Source organism: Streptomyces sp. NPDC058284 (genome assembly GCF_042881135.1).
Classification (GTDB): Bacteria; Actinomycetota; Actinomycetes; order Streptomycetales; family Streptomycetaceae; genus Streptomyces.
Genome location: NZ_JBHVYE010000006.1, coordinates 91,959 through 109,726 on the forward strand (window position 1 = coordinate 91,959; position 17,768 = coordinate 109,726).

The window sequence follows — 17,768 nt, forward strand, 5'->3', positions numbered from 1 at the left end:
CTCGATCCCCAGGGAAGACATGACCCAGCATCTCGCTGCCCCTGCCGCCCCCGCCACCGAGACGCACACGGACTGGTGGCGCGGCGCGGTGATCTACCAGGTGTACCCGCGCAGCTTCGCCGACGGCAACGGCGACGGCATGGGCGACCTGGCGGGCATCCGCAGCCGGCTGCCGTACCTCAGGGACCTCGGCGTCGACGCCGTCTGGCTCAGCCCGTTCTACGCGTCCCCGCAGGCCGACGCCGGTTACGACGTCGCCGACTACCGGGCCATCGACCCCATGTTCGGCAGCCTCCTGGACGCCGACGCGGTCATCCGCGACGCCCACGAGCTCGGCCTGCGCATCATCGTGGACCTGGTGCCCAACCACTCCTCCGACCGCCACGACTGGTTCCGGCGCGCGCTGAGCGAGGGACCGGGATCCCCGCTCCGCGAGCGCTACCACTTCCGCCCGGGCAAGGGCGCCGACGGCGAACTCCCGCCCAACGACTGGGAGTCCATCTTCGGCGGCCCCGCCTGGACCCGGCTCCCCGACGGCGAGTGGTACCTGCACCTCTTCGCCCCCGAGCAGCCCGACTTCAACTGGGAACACCCCGCAGTGCGGGACGAGTTCCGCTCCATCCTGCGCTTCTGGCTCGACATGGGCGTCGACGGCTTCCGGGTCGACGTGGCGCACGGCCTGGTCAAGGCGGCCGGTCTGCCCGACATCGGCAGCCGCGACCAGCTGAAGCTGCTCGGCAACGACGTCATGCCGTTCTTCGACCAGGACGGCGTGCACGACATCTACCGCAGCTGGCGGCAGGTCCTCCAGGAGTACGAGGGCGCCCGCATCCTCGTCGCCGAGGCGTGGACCCCGACCGTCGAGCGCTCGGCCCACTACGTGCGCCCCGACGAGATGCACCAGGCCTTCAACTTCCAGTACCTCGGCACCTCGTGGGACGCCGCCGAGCTGCGCGAGGTCATCGACGTGTCGCTCGCCGCGATGCGTCCCGTGGGCGCGCCCGCCACCTGGGTGCTCTCCAACCACGACGTGACCAGGCACGCCACGCGCTACGCCAACCCGCAGGGCATGGGCACCCAGCTGCGCACCGCGGGCGACCGCGAACTCGGCCTGCGCCGGGCCCGCGCCGCGACCCTGCTGATGCTGGCCCTGCCCGGCTCCGCCTATCTGTACCAGGGTGAGGAGCTCGGCCTGCCCGACGTCACCGACCTGCCCGACGAGGCGCGTCAGGACCCGTCGTTCCACCGCGCCGACGGTCAGGACGGGTTCCGCGACGGCTGCCGGGTGCCCATTCCGTGGACCACCGAGGGCCCGTCGTACGGCTTCGGCGCGGGCGGCAGCTGGCTCCCGCAGCCGGACGGCTGGGGCAAGCTGAGCGTGCAGGCGCAGACCGGCGACCCCGGCTCGACCCTGGAGCTGTACCGCAGGGCCCTCGCCGTGCGCCGCGCGGAGCCGGGACTCGGCGCGGGCGCGGCGATCGAGTGGCTCGACGCCCCCGAAGGCGTGCTCGCCTTCGCCCGCGACGGCTTCGTCTGCACGGTGAACACCACCGCGCAGGCCGTCCGGATCACCGCACCCGGCCGCGTCCTGCTCGCCACCGAGGAGGCGGAGATCGTCGAAGGGACCGTACGGCTGCCCGCCGACACCACCGTCTGGTGGGCGGTGTGACGTTGCCCTCCGTGCCGCGGGACGCCGCCCACCGCGGCGCCCCGCGGCTCGTGGACATCGCCGCCCAGGCCGGCGTCAGCGAGGCCACCGCGAGCCGGGTGCTCAACGAGAAGGCGGGGGTGGCGGCGGGCACCAGGCGCCGGGTCCTCGCCGCCCTCGACGTCCTCGGCTACGAGCGCCCCAGCCGCCTCGGGCGGCGCAGCGCCGGTCTCGTCGGCCTCGTCATCCCCGAGCTCACCAACCCGATCTTCCCGGCCTTCGCGCAGGTCATCGAGCAGGTCCTGGCCGGACACGGCTACACCCCGATGCTCTGTACGCAGATGCCGGGCGGCGCCACCGAGGACGAGCTGGTCGAGCAGCTGGAGGACCGCGGGGTCAGCGGCATCATCTTCCTCTCGGGGCTGCACGCCGATCTGACGGCCGACACCGCGCGCTACCGCGAACTGGCCCACCGCAAGGTGCCCTTCGTCCTCGTCAACGGCTACAACGAGGCCATCCCGGCCTCCTTCGTGTCGCCCGACGACCGCTCGGCGGTACGCATGGCGGTACGGCACCTGGCCGACCTGGGCCACGAGCGGATCGGCCTGGCCGTCGGACCGACGCGGTACGTCCCCTCCCTGCGCAAGGCGGAGGCGTTCCGGGCGGCGCTGCGCAGCACGTTCGGCCTGGCCCCCGCGGAGATCGAACGCCTCGTGCAGCGCACGCTGTTCACGGTCGAGGGCGGCCAGGCCGCGGCCGGTGCCCTCCTCGACCTGGGGTGCACCGCGATGGTCTGCGGCAGCGACCTGATGGCGCTCGGCGCCGTCAGGACGGTGCGCGAGCGCGGTCTGACCGTGCCCGGCGACGTCTCCGTGGTCGGCTTCGACGACTCCCAGCTCATCGCCTTCACCGACCCGCCGCTGACCACGGTGCGCCAGCCGGTGCAGGCGATGGCGACCGCCGCGGTGGGCGCCCTCCTGGAGGAGATCGACGGAAACCCCGTGCAGCGCACGGAGTTCGTCTTCCAGCCGGAGCTGGTCGTACGCGGGTCCACCGGGGTCTGCCCAGAGGGTTGACCCCGCCCTTGGGGCGCCATACGGTCCAACCCGCAACAACTTGTGCCAACTTGCTGCAAGAAGTTGCTGGAGGTTCTCCCCCCAACCGCAGGAGGTACCCATGACCGGCCGGACCGTCAGACGCCGCAGGCCCGTAGCGACCGCGCTCGCCCTCCTGGCGGGCGTCGCGGGCGGTGTCGTCGCCGCCCCCGGCGCCCAGGCCGCCCCGCCCGGCGCCAAGGACGTCACCGCCGTCCTCTTCGAGTGGAACTTCGCTTCGGTGGCCAGGGCCTGCACGGACCGGCTCGGACCGGACGGCTACGGGTACGTCCAGGTGTCGCCGCCCCAGGAACGCCTGAAGGGCGACGCCTGGTGGGCCGCGTACCAGCCCGTCAGCTACCGCATCGGGACCCGGCTCGGTGACCGCGCCGCCTTCAAGCACATGGTCGACACCTGCCACTCGGCCGGGGTCAAGGTCGTCGCCGACACGGTGATCAACCACATGACCAACGCCTCCGGCACCGGCTCGGCGGGCTCGTCCTTCTCCAAGTACGACTACCCCGGCACGTACTCGGCCGCCGACATGGACGACTGCAAGGCCGACATCAGCAACTACCAGGACCGCTGGAACGTCCAGCACTGCGAGCTGGGCGGCCTGGCCGACCTGGACACCGGCGAGGAGTACGTACGCGGCCGCATCGCCGGGTACCTGAACGACCTCCTCTCGCTCGGCGTCGACGGCTTCCGGATCGACGCGGCCAAGCACATGCCCGTCGACGACCTGAAGAACATCAAGTCGCGGCTGAGCAACCCGGGCGTCTACTGGAAGCAGGAGACCCTGTACGGCGCCGGCGAGGCGGTCTCCCCGAGCGAGTACACCGCCACCGGTGACGCCCAGGAGTTCCGCTACGCCTGGGACCTCAAGAGGGTCTTCAAGGACGAGAAGCTCGCCTACCTCAAGAACTTCGGCGAGGGCTGGGGCTACATGCCGGGCAGCACGTCGTCGGTGTTCGTCACCAACCACGACACCGAGCGCCACGGCCAGACCCTCAGCTACAAGGACGGCGCCGACTACACCCTCGCGCACGTCTTCATGCTCGCCTGGCCCTACGGTTCCCCCGACGTCCACTCCGGCTACGAGTTCAGCGACACCGACGCCGGATCGCCCGACGGCGGCCAGGTGAAGGCCTGTTACAGCGACGGCTGGAAGTGCCAGCACGCCTGGCCGGAGATCCGCCGCATGGTCGCGTTCCGCAACGCCGCGCGCGGCGCCGCCGTCACCGACTGGTGGGACAACGGCAACGACGCCATCGCCTTCGGCCGGGGGAACAAGGGGTACGTGGTCATCAACCACGAGGGTGCCCCCGTCGACCGCACCTTCCAGACCTCCCTGGCCGCGGGCACGTACTGCGACGTGCAGAGCGGCAGGAGGGTCGGTGTGGACGGCTCGGGTCGGTTCACCGCCTCGGTCGCCCCGAACACCGCCCTCGCGCTGCGCCCCGGGGCCAAGAACTGCTGACCGGTCCTCCTCTACGGCCGATTCTCCCCCCTGCCCGGCCGCCCGGCCCGTCCAAGTCCCCGCAGCCGGGCGGCCACACCCTTCCTCTCGCCCCGGACTCCCGCCCTCCCCAAGGAGAACCCTTCGTGACCGGCTCCCCGCGCCGTACCGCCGTGACCGTGGTGACCGTCCTGCTCGCCGCGGTGGCGCCCCTGACCGCGACGGCGACGGCCGTGCCGCTCGACCCGCCGACACCGTCCGCCGCGGCCGGGCCCGCCGACGCCCTGGACCTGTCGAAGTCGAGGGCGCAGTGGATCGACCGGGACACCCTCGTACGGGAAGCCGGCCCAGGCACCGTCCACGAACTCCTCTACGCGCCCCGCGGCGGCCTCACCGTCAAGGACGGCGACATCGAGGGCAAGGCCCGCCGACTGCGCCTCACTCCGGTCGAGGGCGGTCTCACCGACGCCCAGAAGACCAAGTTCCCGCACCTCAAGGGCTATGCCGCCTACACCGTCGACCGCCGGGACCGCGACCGGATCCGCACCGCCCTCACCGGCCAGCTCGTCGCCACCGCACGGTCCGCCGACGGCACCCTGCGCTCCGCCACCGGTGTCCAGACGCAGGGCGTCCTCGACGACCTGTACGCCACCGCCGCCGCCGGGGCGGTCCTCGGCCCCCGCTTCGCCCACGGCCGCACGGCCCTCTCCGTCTGGGCCCCCACCGCTCAGGAGGTCTCCCTCGACATCGGCGGCCGCACGGTCCCGATGCGCCGCGACCCCGCTTCCGGCGTGTGGTCCGCGACGGGCCCCCGTAGCTGGCAGGGCAAGGCGTACCGCTATGTGGTGAAGGTGTGGGCGCCGAGCGTCCGGAAGATCGTCACCAACAAGGTCACCGACCCGTACTCGACCGCCCTCACCAGCGACTCCCGGCGCAGCCTCGCCGTCGACCTGGACGACCCGCAGCTCGCCCCCACGGGCTGGGCCGGGCTGCGCAAGCCGGAGCCGGTCCCGCTGCGCGACGCGCAGATCCAGGAACTGCACATCCGCGACTTCTCCGTGGCGGACCGCACGTCGAAGCACCCGGGCCAGTACCTCGCCTTCACGGACAAGCGGTCCGACGGGATGCGGCACCTGCGCGGCCTCGCCCGCTCCGGCACGTCCTACGTGCACCTGCTGCCCGCCTTCGACATCGGCACCATCCCCGAGCGCGCCTCCGACCGGGCCACCCCCGACTGCGACCTGCCGTCGTACGCGCCCGACTCCGACGAACAGCAGGCCTGCGTCACCAGGAGCGCCGCCGACGACGCGTACAACTGGGGCTACGACCCGCTGCACTTCACCGTTCCCGAGGGTTCGTACGCGAGCGATCCCGACGGCGCCCGCCGCACGGTCGAGTTCCGCAGGATGGTGCAGGGACTGAACGGCTCGGGTCTGCGTACCGTCATGGACGTCGTCTACAACCACACCGTCGCGAGCGGCCAGGCCGACAGGTCCGTGCTCGACAGGATCGTGCCCGGCTACTACCAGCGCCTCGAGGCCGACGGCACGGTCGCCACCTCCACGTGCTGCGCCAACACGGCGCCCGAGAACGCCATGATGGGCAAGCTCGTCGTCGACTCGGTCGTCACCTGGGCCAGGGAGTACAAGGTCGACGGCTTCCGCTTCGACCTGATGGGCCACCACCCCAAGGCGAACATCCTCGCCGTCCGCAAGGCCCTCGACGCGCTGAGCGTGGAGAAGGACGGCGTCGACGGGAAGGACATCGTCCTGTACGGGGAGGGATGGAACTTCGGCGAGGTCGCCGACGACGCCCGCTTCGTGCAGGCCACCCAGAAGAACATGGCGGGCACCGGCGTCGCGACGTTCTCCGACCGCTCCCGCGACGCGCTGCGCGGCGGCGGCCCCTTCGACGAGGACCCGGGTGTGCAGGGCTTCGCCAGCGGTCTGTACACCGACCCCAACTCCTCGAAGGCGAACGGCACTCCGGCCGAGCAGAAGGCCCGGCTGCTCCACTACCAGGACCTCATCAAGGTGGGCCTGTCCGGCAACCTCGCCGCCTTCACCTTCAGGGACTTTGCCGGTCGTACGGTCAAGGGCGCGGACGTCGACTACAACGGCGCCCCCGCCGGGTATGCGGTGGCTCCCGGCGACGCGCTCTCCTACGCGGACGCGCACGACAACGAAACGCTCTACGACGCGCTCGCCTTCAAGCTGCCCACGGACACCGCACCGGCCGACCGCGCCCGCATGCAGCTCCTCGCGATGGCCACGGCCTCCCTTTCCCAGGGGCCGGCGCTCTCCCAGGCGGGCACGGACCTGCTGCGATCCAAGTCGCTCGACCGCAACTCCTTCGACAGCGGCGACTGGTTCAACGCCGTCCACTGGGACTGCCGTGCGGGCAACGGCTTCGGCCGCGGTCTGCCTCGGGCCGCCGACAACCAGTCCAAGTGGCCCTACGCGAAGCCCCTGCTGTCGTCCTCACCGACACTGATCCCCGGCTGCGCGGAGATCAACGGCACGTCGGCCGCGTACCGGGACCTGCTGAAGATCCGTACCACCGAGCCCGCCTTCTCCCTCGCCACGGCCGACCGGGTCCAGTCGGCGCTCTCCTTCCCGCTCTCCGGCACCGCGGCCGAGACGCCCGGCGTCATCACCATGCAGCTGGCCGACCTCGTGGTGGTCTTCAACGCGAGCCCGCGCGCACAGCAGCAGCGCGTCGCGGCGCTCGAGGGCACCGCGTACGCCCTGCATCCTGTGCAGCGTTCGGGCGCCGACCGAGTGGTCAAGTTGGCCAGGTACAACCGGAGTTCGGGGACCTTCACCGTCCCGGCGCGGACGGTGGCGGTCTTCAGGCGGGGGTTCAAAGACAGGCTCTGAGCACCCGGCGGCGGCTACCTGAGCCGGTTGAAGTTGTCCCCGAAGGTCCAGCCCTTCGACCCGTCCCAGTTGATGGACCAGGTCATCAGGCCCTTCAGGGCGCCGTTGTAGTGGTTCCAGGCCTGGCCGACCAGGCTGGGGGACATGTAGCCGCCGCCTGCGCCGGGCTGGGCGGGGAGGCCGGGGACCTGCTTGTCGTAGGGGACCTTGATGGTGGTGCCCTGGATGACCAGGCCCTTGTTGAGGCAGTCCGTCTGGGCGATGAAGCCCTGGACGGTGCCCGCGGAGTAGGAGTCCCCGGCGCAGCCGTACATGCTGCCGTTGTAGTACTGCATGTTGAGCCACCACAGGCGGCCGTTGTCCGCGTACTTCTTGACGATGGGCAGGTACGCGCCCCAGATCGAGCCGTACACGACGCTGCCGCCGGTGACGTACGCCGTCTCGGGAGCCATCGTGAGGCCGAAGCCCGCGGGCATCCTGGCGAGCACGCCGTCGATGATGCGGATGAGGTTGGACTGCGAGGCGGAGAGCTGGTTGATGCTGCCACCGCCGACGAGGCCGGTCTCGATGTCGATGTCGATGCCGTCGAAGTTGTACTTCTTCAGGATCGGCACGATCGTCTCGACGAAGCGGTCGGCGACGTTCGTGGAGTTCAGGTCGATGCCGGCCGCCGCGCCGCCGATGGACATGAGGATCGTGGCGCCGTCGGCCTTGGCCTGGCACATCTCCGCGGGCGTCGCGACCTTCACCGTCGCGTCCATCCCGTCCTCCCACAGGACGGTGCCGTCCGAGCGGATCACGGGGAAGGCCGCGTTGATCACGTTGTAGCCGTGCTGTTTCATGCGGCTGTCGGTGATCGGGGTCCAGCCGAACGGCGGGTGCACGCCGTTGGAGGCGCCGTCCCAGTTCTCCCAGTACCCCTGGAGCACCTTGCCCGAGGGCCTCGGCTTGGTCGCGCAGGTGTCGCCCTGCGGCGCGGCCGGGCCCGGAGCCGCGGCGGCGGCCGGCAGCTGCGCGGCACAGACCAGTGCCAGGGCGGATCCCAGCAGGCGTAACGTCCGACCGATCACACTGTGCTCCCTGGGGGCGGAGGGGGATCTGGAGACGAGCCTCGTGCGGTGCGTCAACTTAGGCTGGTGCAGACCAGGCGTCAATAGGTCTGTACCAAAGTGGAGTTGGGTGCGGGGGTCGCCCGGGAGGTGAACGGTCGGCGGCCGGGTTGCGGTCCGGCGTCAGCCGTCCACCGGGAGCCCTTGCGGCTCCTTGATCCGCTTCATGATGATCTGCGAGTTGACCTCGGTGACCCCCGCCAGTGCCGTGAGCCGTTCGATCCAGAGCCTTTCGTACGCCGCGAGGTCCGCGACGGCGATGCGCAGCAGGCAGCCGGGGCTGCCGAACAGGCGGTGCGCCTCGATGACGTCCGGGATGTCCTGCAGCGCCGCCTCGAACGCCTCGACCGTCTCGCGGTCGCGCCGCACCTCGATGGAGACGAGCACCTCGAAGCCGCGGCCGACGGCCTCCGGGGCGACGACCGCGCGATAGCCCTGGATCACGCCGTCCAGTTCCAGCTGGCGCACCCGCCGCATGCAGGGCGACGGGCTGAGGCCGACCCGTGCGGCCAGCTCCTGGTTGGTCAGCCGGCCGTCCTTCTGCAGCTCGCGCAAGATACTGCGGTCAATATCATCCATGACGCAATTATCCACCACGCATATTGCACAGACGCCCGTGTTTGGCAAACACATTGCGCCGTGTTCGACCTATCCTTGCGCCGAGACTGCCCACCACTCCGGGGGCTGACGGTATTCAGGGCTCCTGGGAGGGACGCAGACGTGGAAGCACAGGCGCGACGGGTCGTGGTCATCAGCACCGGCGGGACGATCGCCAGCCGCTGGCAGGGGACCGGCTTCGCCGCCGACGCCCCCGGCCGCGAGGTGCTCGCTACGGCGTCGATACCCCACGGCATAGCCTCCGAGGTCATCGACCTCTTCAACGTCAACAGCCCGCGCCTCACCTCCGCCCAGCAGGTCACCCTGTTGCGCACCGTGCGCGAGGTGTTCGCGGACCCCGCAGTCGACGGCATCGTCGTCACCCACGGCACGGACACCCTCGAAGAGTCCGCCTTCCTGCTCGACCTGCACCACGACGACCCCCGCCCGGTCGTCTTCACCGGGGCCCAGAAGCCGCTCGGCGCCGAGGACGGCGACGGCCCCGGCAACCTCTACGACGCGCTCCTCACCGCCGCCACCGTGCGTGACCTCGGGGTCCTCGTCGTCTTCGACGGCAAGGTGCACGCCGCGCGCGGCACCGTGAAGAGCCAGACGCTGGCCGCCGACGCGTTCGCCGACCCGTCCGGGCCGCCCGTCGGCAAGGTCGGCTTCGGCAAGGTCTCGGTCCTGCACCGCCCGGTCCGCCCCGCGCCGCTGCCGCCGCCCCCGGCCGTCGCACCCGGGTCCCTGCCGCGGATCGACATGGTCATGCACCACGTCGACGCCGACCCGCTGTTCCTGGAGACGGCGGTCGAGGCAGGTGCCGAGGGCATCGTGCTCGTCGCCACCGGCGCGGGCAACGCGACCCCCGAGTTCGTCACCGCCGTCACCGCCGCCATCGAGCGCGGCGTCGTCGTCGCCCTCACCACCCGGGTCCCGGCCGGCCCCGTCACCGAGATCTACACGCACGGCGGAGCCGTCGACCTCTCGGCCGCCGGAGCGGTCCTCACCGGCACGCTGCGCGCCGGTCAGGTGCGCAGTGCGGTGCTCGCGGCGCTGCTCGCCGCGCCGGAGCCTGCGGAGCGTACGGCGATCCTGCGGCGCCTCGTCGGTGAGCCGGAGACATCGGACGAGGCCGCTGCCGCCTGACCGCCGCCCGAGTGTGTTCGTCTGCGCCGCCGGTCATGGCCGGCCGCGCAGTTCCTCGCGCCCCTGGTGGGGCGCTTGTGCCCCGGAAGAGATCAAGCATCATGAGCACCATCCCCGCCCCCGCCCCGCGCCGCGAGCACGACCTGCTCGGCGACCGGGACGTTCCCGCCGACGCCTACTGGGGCATCCACTCCCTGCGCGCCACGGAGAACTTCCCCATCACGGGCATCCCGATCTCCGTGTACCCGCAGCTCATCGACGCGCTCGCCGCCGTCAAGGAGGCCGCGGCCCGCGCCAACGAGGAGCTCGGGCTGCTCCCGAAGGCCAAGGCCGACGCGATCGCCGCCGCCTGCCGGGAGATCCGCGCGGGGCGCCTGCACGACCAGTTCGTCGTCGACGTCATCCAGGGCGGCGCGGGCACCTCGACCAACATGAACGCCAACGAGGTCGTCGCCAACCGGGCGCTGGAACTCCTCGGGCACCCCAAGGGCGCGTACGAGCACCTCCACCCCAACGAGGACGTCAACCTCAGCCAGTCCACCAACGACGTCTACCCGACGGCCGTGAAGATCGCGACCATCAGCGCCGTGCACGGGCTGCTGCGTGCGATGGCGGTCGTGCAGGACGCGTTCGCGGCCAAGGCCCTGGAGTTCCGCGACGTCCTGAAGATGGGGCGCACGCAGTTGCAGGACGCGGTGCCGATGACGCTCGGCCAGGAGTTCTCCGCGTACGCCGTGATGCTCGACGAGGACCGTATGCGCCTCGCCGAGGCCGTCGAGCTGATCCACGAGATCAACCTCGGCGCCACCGCCATCGGCACGGGCCTCAACGCCCCCGCCGGTTACGCCGAGACCGCCCGCCGCCGCCTCGCCGCAATCACCGGCATGCCACTGGTGACGGCCGCCAACCTGGTCGAGGCGACCCAGGACTGCGGCGCCTTCGTGCACCTTTCCGGCGTCCTGAAGCGGATCGCGGTCAAGCTCTCCAAGAGCTGCAACGACTTGCGGCTGCTGTCATCGGGTCCGCGCGCGGGCTTCAACGAGATCAACCTGCCGCCGGTGCAGGCCGGTTCGAGCATCATGCCCGGCAAGGTCAACCCGGTCATCCCCGAGGTCGTCAACCAGGTCGCCTTCGAGGTGATCGGCAACGACGTCACGATCACCATGGCCGCGGAGGCGGGCCAGCTCCAGCTCAACGCCTTCGAGCCGGTCATCCTGCACTCGCTGGCCAAGAGCATCACCTCGCTGCGCGCGGCCTGCACGACGCTCGCCGAGCGGTGCGTGGCGGGGATCACGGCCAACACGGAGGTGCTGCGGCACTCGGTGGAGACCTCCATCGGCCTGGTCACCGCGCTCAACCCGCACATCGGCTACACGGCTGCGACGGAGATCGCGCGCGAGGCACTGGCCACGGGGCGCGGCGTCGCCGAACTCGTCCTGGAGAAGGGCCTGTTGCCGCCGGAGCGGCTCGCGGAGCTGCTCACCCCCGAGCGGGTGGCCGGCGCCGTCTGAGCGGGAGAAGACCATCCCCGTCATGCGGGGTGACCGCACGCCGACCATGACCTCCAGCATGCCGGACGAGCTGGTCATCCCTGCCCGGCGGCCGACCTGCCGACCGACTCGACCAGCGGCAGCAGCCGGTGCGGAACCCGCTCCCGCAGCGCCATCTCCGTACGCGTGCGCACCACACCCGGCAGGTTGATCAGCTGCTGGATGACGTCTTCGAGGTGGCCGTTGTCCCGGGCCGCGACACGCGTCAGCAGATCGCCGCCGCCCGTGATCGAGTACGCCTCGATGATCTCGGGCACGGCGGCCAGCGCGTCCCCGACCTCGTCCAGGTACCCCTGCGTGACCTCGATGTGGACGAAGGCGAGCACGGGGTGGCCGAGCGCCGCGGGGGAGAGGAACGGACCCGTGCCGGTGATCACGCCCTCGCGCTCCATGCGGTCGAGCCGGGCCTGCAGGGTGCCGCGGGCGATACCGAGGACGCGCGCGTACTCGCGCAGACTGGTGCGCGGCTGCTCCAGGAGCAGCCGCAGGATGCGGGTGTCGAGTGCGTCGACGGCCATGGTCCGAGCTTCTCCCAGGTGAGCGAGGGTTCAAAGACAGGCTCTGATCGCTGGTGACTGTAGCCGCCGGCCGGCGCTCCCCGCGGCACCCGACCTCCGCGTACTACTCGGGCTACTCGGGTGATCAGCCGGTGGACCGCTGCGCCGTCGACCCGCGGACGACGAGCTCGGGTTCGAAGAGGAGTTCGCCGGGATGGGTCTGGTGGCCCTGGATCTGGGCGCACAGCAGGTCGACCGCCGCGCGCCCCATCGCCTCGATGGGCTGACGCACCGTGGAGAGCGGCGGCTCCGTGCAGGTCATGAAGGCCGAGTCGTCGTACCCGACGACCGACACGTCAAAGGGGACCGAGAGCCCGCGCCGACGGGCCGCCCTGATCGCGCCGAGCGCGAGCGGGTCGCTTCCGCAGACGATGCCGGTGACCCCGCGCCCGAGCAGCCGGGTGGCCGCGGCCTGGCCGCCCTCCAGGGAGAAGATCGACCGTTCGACGTATTCGTCGGCCAGCTGGGTGCCCGCTGCCTTCGCGATGCCCCGGGCCGCCTCCAGCTTGCGACGCGAGGGTATGTGGTCGGACGGGCCGAGCAGCAGGCCGATCCGCTCGTGTCCGAGTGAGGCGAGGTGGCGCCAGGCCTGTTCGACGGCGACGGCGTCGTCGCACGCGACACAGGGAAAGTCCAGGCCCTCGATCGACGCGTTGATGAGGACGACCGGGATCTTCCGCTCCGCCAGCTGGTGGTAGTGGTCGTGCGGGGCGTCGGTCTCCGCGAAGAAGCCCCCCGCGAACACGACACCGGAGACCTGCTGCTGGAGCAGGAGGTCCACGTAGTCCGCCTCGGAGACGCCGCCCCTGGTCTGCGTGCACAGCACGGGCGTGAGCCCCTGCTGGGCGAGCGCGCCGCCGATCACCTCGGCGAACGCGGGGAAGATGGGGTTCTGCAGCTCCGGGAGCACGAGACCGACGAGCCGGGCACGCTCTCCGCGCAGCTGCGTCGGCCGCTCGTACCCGAGGACGTCCAGCGCCGTCAGTACGGACTGTCGAGTCGCTGCGGAGACACCGGGCTTGCCGTTGAGGACACGGCTCACCGTGGCCTCGCTCACCCCCACCTTCTTCGCAACTTGAGCAAGTCGTCGCGTCATATGCGCAAGCGTATAGCAAGCAGCGCAAGCCAGTTACGGTCCTGTGCCGGATCTTGTTCGCTCGGCTGTTGTCGCGTTGCAGGCCGGGAGGCCCCGGCCGCCCGTCTCCGGTCGGCCGGGGCCGTGCTCCCCTCGGTGGCGGTCGTCGGTCAGGGCTGTACGCCCATCCTGAAGGTGGATGTGGTGTTCTTGACGTCCTGCGCGTTGTCGCTCAACTTCAGGTTGTGGAAGGTCGCTTCGCCGACCGCCGGGCCCTGCCCGTCCTCGGGCATCTCGTTGGCCCAGACACCGAACCCCGACTTGTGGTCGTAGGCGTCACCGCTCTTGTGGGCCCCCGTGACGGTGATGTCCCGCAGGACCGTGTCCTTGATCGGGAACTGCGGCCTGCCGCCCACGTAGTTCGTCTGGAACATGATGCCGTGGTACGTCGGGTCGGTGATGTCCACGTTGTTGATCCGGATCCCCTGGAAGACCTTGGACGCGGAGAACAGCCAGATTCCGGGGAAGGTCTGCCCGTTCCAGAAGTGACCGCCGGCCCGCTCGATGGAGATGTTCTCCAGGGTCGTCGGATCGGTGCCGAAGCCGTTCATCGGGTAGCCGAAGTCCAGGGAGCTGACCGTGATCCCGGAGTACACGAGGGTGTCGGCGATACGGATGTTGCGGAAGGTGTTGTTGTAGCCGCCGTAGACGGCGATGCCCGCCGCGCGCCAGGTCAGCAGGGAGGTCAGGTTCTCGTAGACGTTGTTCTTCATGTCCGCGCGACCGGCGTCGATGGCCGAGAAGAGGGCGAAGCTGTCGTCGCCCGTCGCCCGTGCCTCGTTGTTCGCGACGAGGTTGTCCGTGCTGCCGTTGGTCATGTTGATCCCGTCGGCGAACATGTCGCGGATCCGGGAGTTCTTGATGGTCATGCGGTCCGTGTTGGCGCCCCAGTACAGGCACACCATGTGTTCGTTCCAGATGTCGTCGATGGTGATGTCGGAGACGTTCTGGAAGTCGAACACCTTGCCGGGGCCGTCGATGCGTGACGTGTAGTTGCCGAAGTAGGCGAAGCCCGTGAAGGACGAGCCCTCGGCGTCGGCGTCGGCGCGGAACCCGACGTCGGTGTTCTGCTGGGACGCCGGTGCGTGGAAGCGCGTGAACCAGGGCCCCGCGCCCGCGACCCGCACGGCCTTGCCGTAGACCTGGAACTTGCCGGACGTCTCGTAGTCGCCGGGCGGCAGGTAGACGCCGGTCAGCTTGCCCGTGGTGTCCATGCGGACCTTGTCCAGGGCGTTCTGCACGTCCTGGTGCCCGAACCCGGCCGGCACGACGTACGCGGCCGGATCCGGGTTCGCCTTGGGCTCGGCCTTCTCCAGGTCGACGAAGTCGATGGCGTACCGGGAGGTGTTGGTGCCGTCCTTCTGCAGTTTGATTTTGCTGCCCGCCGCAACCGTCTCGCCGAGCAGGACGTGCGCCTCGTCGTAGATGTGCCGGGCCGGGCCGTCCCCGGGCGAGTTGCCCGGCCCGGCCTCCGCGCCGTACAGCCAGGCGTACTTGGAGGTGAGGTCGATCGCCTTGCGGAAGACCCCGTCGACGTACACGTTCAGCGTCGCCTCGGTGCCGCCGCCGCCCGGCGCGTCCGGGATGGAGAAGCGCGTGACAAGGGTGTTCGTGGGCCGGTCGGCGATGAACTCCACCGAGGCACCGGTCGATTCGAGGGTGACGGCCCGGCGGCCGGACGCCTCGCCCGCCAGGTCACCGATGGTGCGGTTGGGGCCGACCACCTTCGCACCGCCGGCGAGCACACCGGCCTCCGCCTCGTACGTGTCGTACGGCATGGCGGCGCCGCGACCGACGAACAGCGGCCGGGTGCTGGTGTTGTTCACGCGTTTGGCCGGGATCTCGTTGGCGTCGTCGTCGATGACGACCTTGACCGTGTAGCGGCCGTTGGCCGCCGTCCAGGTGCCGAGCTTGACCGGGGCGGTGGTGTCACCCGCGCCGATGGTCCCGTCGTACGTCGCGGTCAGGGTCTTCACCGTGTCGCCCTTGGCGTTCTGCACGGTCAGCGTGATCCGGTGGCCGCCGGACGCGGAGTCCTGCGTGCCCTGGTTCTTGAGCGCGACGCTGAACGCGGCCTCCTTGCCGTTCGCGGGGGCGCTCGGCGTCCAGCTCACCGGGGACGCGAGGAGGTCGGAGCTGCGCACCGGCTTGACGGTCAGCGGCGTCGGGCTGGTGAGGGTGTTGTTCCCCTCGTCCTGCTCGATGATCCCGTCCGCCTCGTCGACGGTCGCGGCGAAGGAGTACGAACCCGCCCCGCGTGCCGGGGCCTTGACGTCCACGGTCGCCGACTCGCCCGCCCCGAGGGCGCCCACCGGGGCCCTGCCTGCCTTGTCGCCGCCGAGCCGGAACGTCACGTCGGAGGCGGCGGACGCCTCCCTGCCGCCGTTGCGCACGGTCGCGGCCAGGGTCAGCTCGTCGGTCTCGTCCGGCGCGGCAGGGTCGTACGCCAGCCTGGTGATCTCCAGGTCGGGGTTGGGCGCGGGTGTGCCCATGACCTGGAGCTCGGCGACCTGCCCCGCCGTCGCCCCGCTGTTCGCGGTGAATTTGAGGCGGACGTCGGCGACCCGGGCCGAGACCGGAACGGTGACGGTGTTCTGGTTGCCGGACGGGCTGAAGGAGTACTCCTCGGCCTCCTTGAGCGTGGTGAAGTCCGTGGCCTTCTGCTCCCGGCCGAGGACCTCCACGGTCTGGGTGCGCGGGCTCCAGGCGGGGTCCGGGTTCAGCTTGACGACGACCGCGTCGACGTCCGCGTTGGCCCGGAGCTTCACGGTCAGGGTGTTGGGGTAGCTCCCGGCGGCGCCCTCCCAATAGGTGGACGTCAGGCCGTCGTTGGCGTTCTCCGCCGCGTAGGTCTGGGTCACCGAGGAGGCGGCGATGGGCTTGCCCTGAGCCAGGTTCGCGCCGTCGTCCGCTCCGGGGCGTGTCACGGTGTTGCTGAAGGCCGAGACGTTCCCCGCGGCGTCGCGGGCGCGCACCGCGTAGGAGACCGTCTTGCCGGCCGCCCGCTGATCGGTGTACGCCGTCGCGTCGCCGCCGACGGACTTGAGCGGCTTGCCGTCGGCGTACACGTCGTACGCCGTGACCTTCACGTTGTCCGTGGAGGCGCCCCAGGTCAGCTTGACCTCGCCGCGCGAGGGCTGGGTGAGCGCGAGGTGGGAAGGGGCCGTCGGCGCCTGGGTGTCGCCCGAATCGCCCTTGCGGGTCACGGTGTTGCTGTTCGGCGACGCGTTGCCCGCCGCGTCGCGGGCCCGGACGTGGTAGGTGACGGTGGAGCTCGTGGGCTGCGTGTCCGTGTACGTGTGCACGGCGCCTTCGACGCTGGTGCGCAGCTCCCCGTTCGCGTACACGTCGTAGGCGGTCACGCCCTTGTCGTCGGTGGCCGCGTCCCAGGTGAGCTTGGGACGGCCCGGCTCCGACTCGGTGAGGGTGAGGTTCTTGGGCGGGGTGGGCGCCTGGGTGTCCCCGCCCGTGGGGCCGTAGATCTCCAGCTCGGCCAGTTGCCCGGCGGGTCTGCCGGTGTTGGCGCTGATCAGTACGCGTACGTAACGGGTGGTGGCGGTGTCGAAGGAGAGCGTGGCGGAACGGCCCGTCGCGTCGCTGAAGACGTGGTCCTTGGCGGCGGACAGGTCGGTGAAGTCCGTGCCGTCGGTGCTGCCTTGGAGTTTCAGGGTCTGGGTGCGGGCCTCCCAACTGGTGGGCACGCGCAGGACCACCTGGTTGACGCGGAGGGAGGCGCCGAGGTCGGCCTGGATCCACTGCGGCAGCTTGCCGTTCTCGCTCTCCCAGTAGGTGTCGCGGTTGCCGTCGCCCGCGAGGGCGGCGAGGTGCGTCCCGGTGTCACTACTGGCCTTGAGGGTCTTGCCCCGCGCCAGATTCCCCGAGACGTCCTCCGCCGCGTGCACCTGCAACTCGGACAACTGGGCTGCGGGCCAACCGGTGTTGGCGGTGATGTGCACGCGGACGAAGCGGGCCTGCGCGGCGGGGAACGCGACCTTCACCGCGTTGGAGCCGCCGGGCTCGAAGGAGCGCGCGGCCGACGCGGACAGGGTGTTGAAGCCGGTGCCGTCGGGGCTGCCCTGGACCGAAAGGGTCTGCTTGCGGGCCTCCCAGGACGGCGGCAGTTCGAGGACCACCTCGTCCACGCGCACGGTGCGGCCGAGGTCCACCTGCACCCATTGCGGCAGATCGCTGCCCGAGCTCTCCCAGTACGTCGCCGGGTTGCCGTCGGTGATGTTCCCCGCCCCGTACTCGCTCTTGGCGCTGCTCGCCTTGGCCGGTCTGCCCGCGGCGAGGTCGGGGCCGCCCGCCGCGGTGGCGGACAGGGCGGGCAGCCCGAGGAGGAGGGCGGCGGTGAGGGCGGCGGCGAAGGTCCGCCACCTGCGGCCGGCCGGCCGGAGCCCATGAGGTCTTCGCGTCGGCGTCGGCCTCGTGCTCGGTGCGGGTCTGATGTGGCTCACGAGTCTCACAGCTCCCTCACATGGGATCGGTGCGCAACTTTTCGCACTGCGATGCTGGAGAGTTGCAGAGAACTGTCGATCTGACTACAGCGACGGCCGAAGTTGTGACGCTGCCTCTGCCCGGCACGCGTTAT

At 70.8% G+C, this 17,768-nt stretch carries 10 protein-coding genes and 1 pseudogene; 6 read left to right on the forward strand and 5 right to left on the reverse strand.

Going from position 1 to position 17,768, the window contains the following annotated elements; genetic code table 11:
- The first annotated feature begins 19 nt into the window (after positions 1 to 19).
- From ACFVYR_RS11330 to pulA, 4 genes and pseudogenes are all read left to right on the forward strand, one after another.
- Positions 20 to 1,669 (forward strand): glycoside hydrolase family 13 protein, encoded by a 1,650-nt coding sequence (locus tag ACFVYR_RS11330; RefSeq protein WP_384251933.1) that lies wholly within the window; start codon positions 20 to 22, stop codon positions 1,667 to 1,669.
- On the forward strand, positions 1,657 to 2,724 hold the full coding sequence (locus ACFVYR_RS11335) for a LacI family DNA-binding transcriptional regulator (protein WP_384251935.1): 1,068 nt from the start codon (positions 1,657 to 1,659) through the stop codon (positions 2,722 to 2,724). The genes ACFVYR_RS11330 and ACFVYR_RS11335 overlap by 13 nt, the downstream gene beginning before the upstream one ends.
- A gap of 100 nt (positions 2,725 to 2,824) precedes the next feature.
- Positions 2,825 to 4,219, forward strand: a pseudogene (locus ACFVYR_RS11340) (alpha-amylase family protein); the annotation flags it as partial.
- A gap of 128 nt (positions 4,220 to 4,347) precedes the next feature.
- Positions 4,348 to 7,080: a pullulanase-type alpha-1,6-glucosidase gene (gene pulA, locus ACFVYR_RS11345; protein WP_384251938.1), complete on the forward strand. Its 2,733-nt coding sequence runs from the start codon at positions 4,348 to 4,350 to the stop codon at positions 7,078 to 7,080.
- Between the two features lie 14 nt (positions 7,081 to 7,094).
- On the opposite strand, the gene ACFVYR_RS11350 is transcribed toward pulA, so the two are convergent.
- Both ACFVYR_RS11350 and ACFVYR_RS11355 read right to left on the reverse strand, forming a co-directional pair.
- Positions 7,095 to 8,150, reverse strand: coding sequence for a chitinase (locus ACFVYR_RS11350; protein ID WP_384251940.1), 1,056 nt, complete (start codon positions 8,148 to 8,150; stop codon positions 7,095 to 7,097).
- Between the two features lie 162 nt (positions 8,151 to 8,312).
- A complete protein-coding gene (locus tag ACFVYR_RS11355; RefSeq protein ID WP_384251942.1) occupies positions 8,313 to 8,768 on the reverse strand; it encodes an Lrp/AsnC family transcriptional regulator in 456 nt (151 codons plus the stop codon).
- 141 nt (positions 8,769 to 8,909) lie between these two features.
- On the opposite strand from ACFVYR_RS11355, the gene ACFVYR_RS11360 reads away from it, so the two are divergent.
- Positions 8,910 to 9,935, forward strand: a complete 1,026-nt coding sequence (locus tag ACFVYR_RS11360) for an asparaginase (protein ID WP_384251945.1) — start codon at positions 8,910 to 8,912, stop codon at positions 9,933 to 9,935.
- A 101-nt stretch (positions 9,936 to 10,036) separates the two neighbouring features.
- Positions 10,037 to 11,446 (forward strand): aspartate ammonia-lyase, encoded by a 1,410-nt coding sequence (gene aspA / locus ACFVYR_RS11365; RefSeq protein WP_384251947.1) that lies wholly within the window; start codon positions 10,037 to 10,039, stop codon positions 11,444 to 11,446.
- A gap of 74 nt (positions 11,447 to 11,520) precedes the next feature.
- Here the strand turns inward: aspA and ACFVYR_RS11370 are convergent, their stop codons facing one another.
- The 3 genes from ACFVYR_RS11370 to ACFVYR_RS11380 form a co-directional block, all read right to left on the reverse strand.
- A complete protein-coding gene (locus ACFVYR_RS11370; RefSeq protein ID WP_384251949.1) occupies positions 11,521 to 12,003 on the reverse strand; it encodes an Lrp/AsnC family transcriptional regulator in 483 nt (160 codons plus the stop codon).
- A 124-nt stretch (positions 12,004 to 12,127) separates the two neighbouring features.
- Positions 12,128 to 13,138, reverse strand: coding sequence for a LacI family DNA-binding transcriptional regulator (locus ACFVYR_RS11375; RefSeq protein WP_384251952.1), 1,011 nt, complete (start codon positions 13,136 to 13,138; stop codon positions 12,128 to 12,130).
- 149 nt (positions 13,139 to 13,287) lie between these two features.
- Positions 13,288 to 17,625, reverse strand: a complete 4,338-nt coding sequence (locus tag ACFVYR_RS11380) for a discoidin domain-containing protein (RefSeq protein WP_384252162.1) — start codon at positions 17,623 to 17,625, stop codon at positions 13,288 to 13,290.
- Positions 17,626 to 17,768 lie beyond the last annotated feature (143 nt).

Bases quoted from the DNA above. Each gene is read 5' to 3' on its own strand.
- ACFVYR_RS11330 (WP_384251933.1), top strand. From the start codon at position 20: ATGACCCAGCATCTCGCTGCCCCTGCCGCCCCCGCCACCGAGACGCAC.
- ACFVYR_RS11375 (WP_384251952.1), bottom strand. From the start codon at position 13,138: ATGACGCGACGACTTGCTCAAGTTGCGAAGAAGGTGGGGGTGAGCGAG.
- ACFVYR_RS11355 (WP_384251942.1), bottom strand. From the start codon at position 8,768: ATGGATGATATTGACCGCAGTATCTTGCGCGAGCTGCAGAAGGACGGC.
- aspA (WP_384251947.1), top strand. From the start codon at position 10,037: ATGAGCACCATCCCCGCCCCCGCCCCGCGCCGCGAGCACGACCTGCTC.
- ACFVYR_RS11370 (WP_384251949.1), bottom strand. From the start codon at position 12,003: ATGGCCGTCGACGCACTCGACACCCGCATCCTGCGGCTGCTCCTGGAG.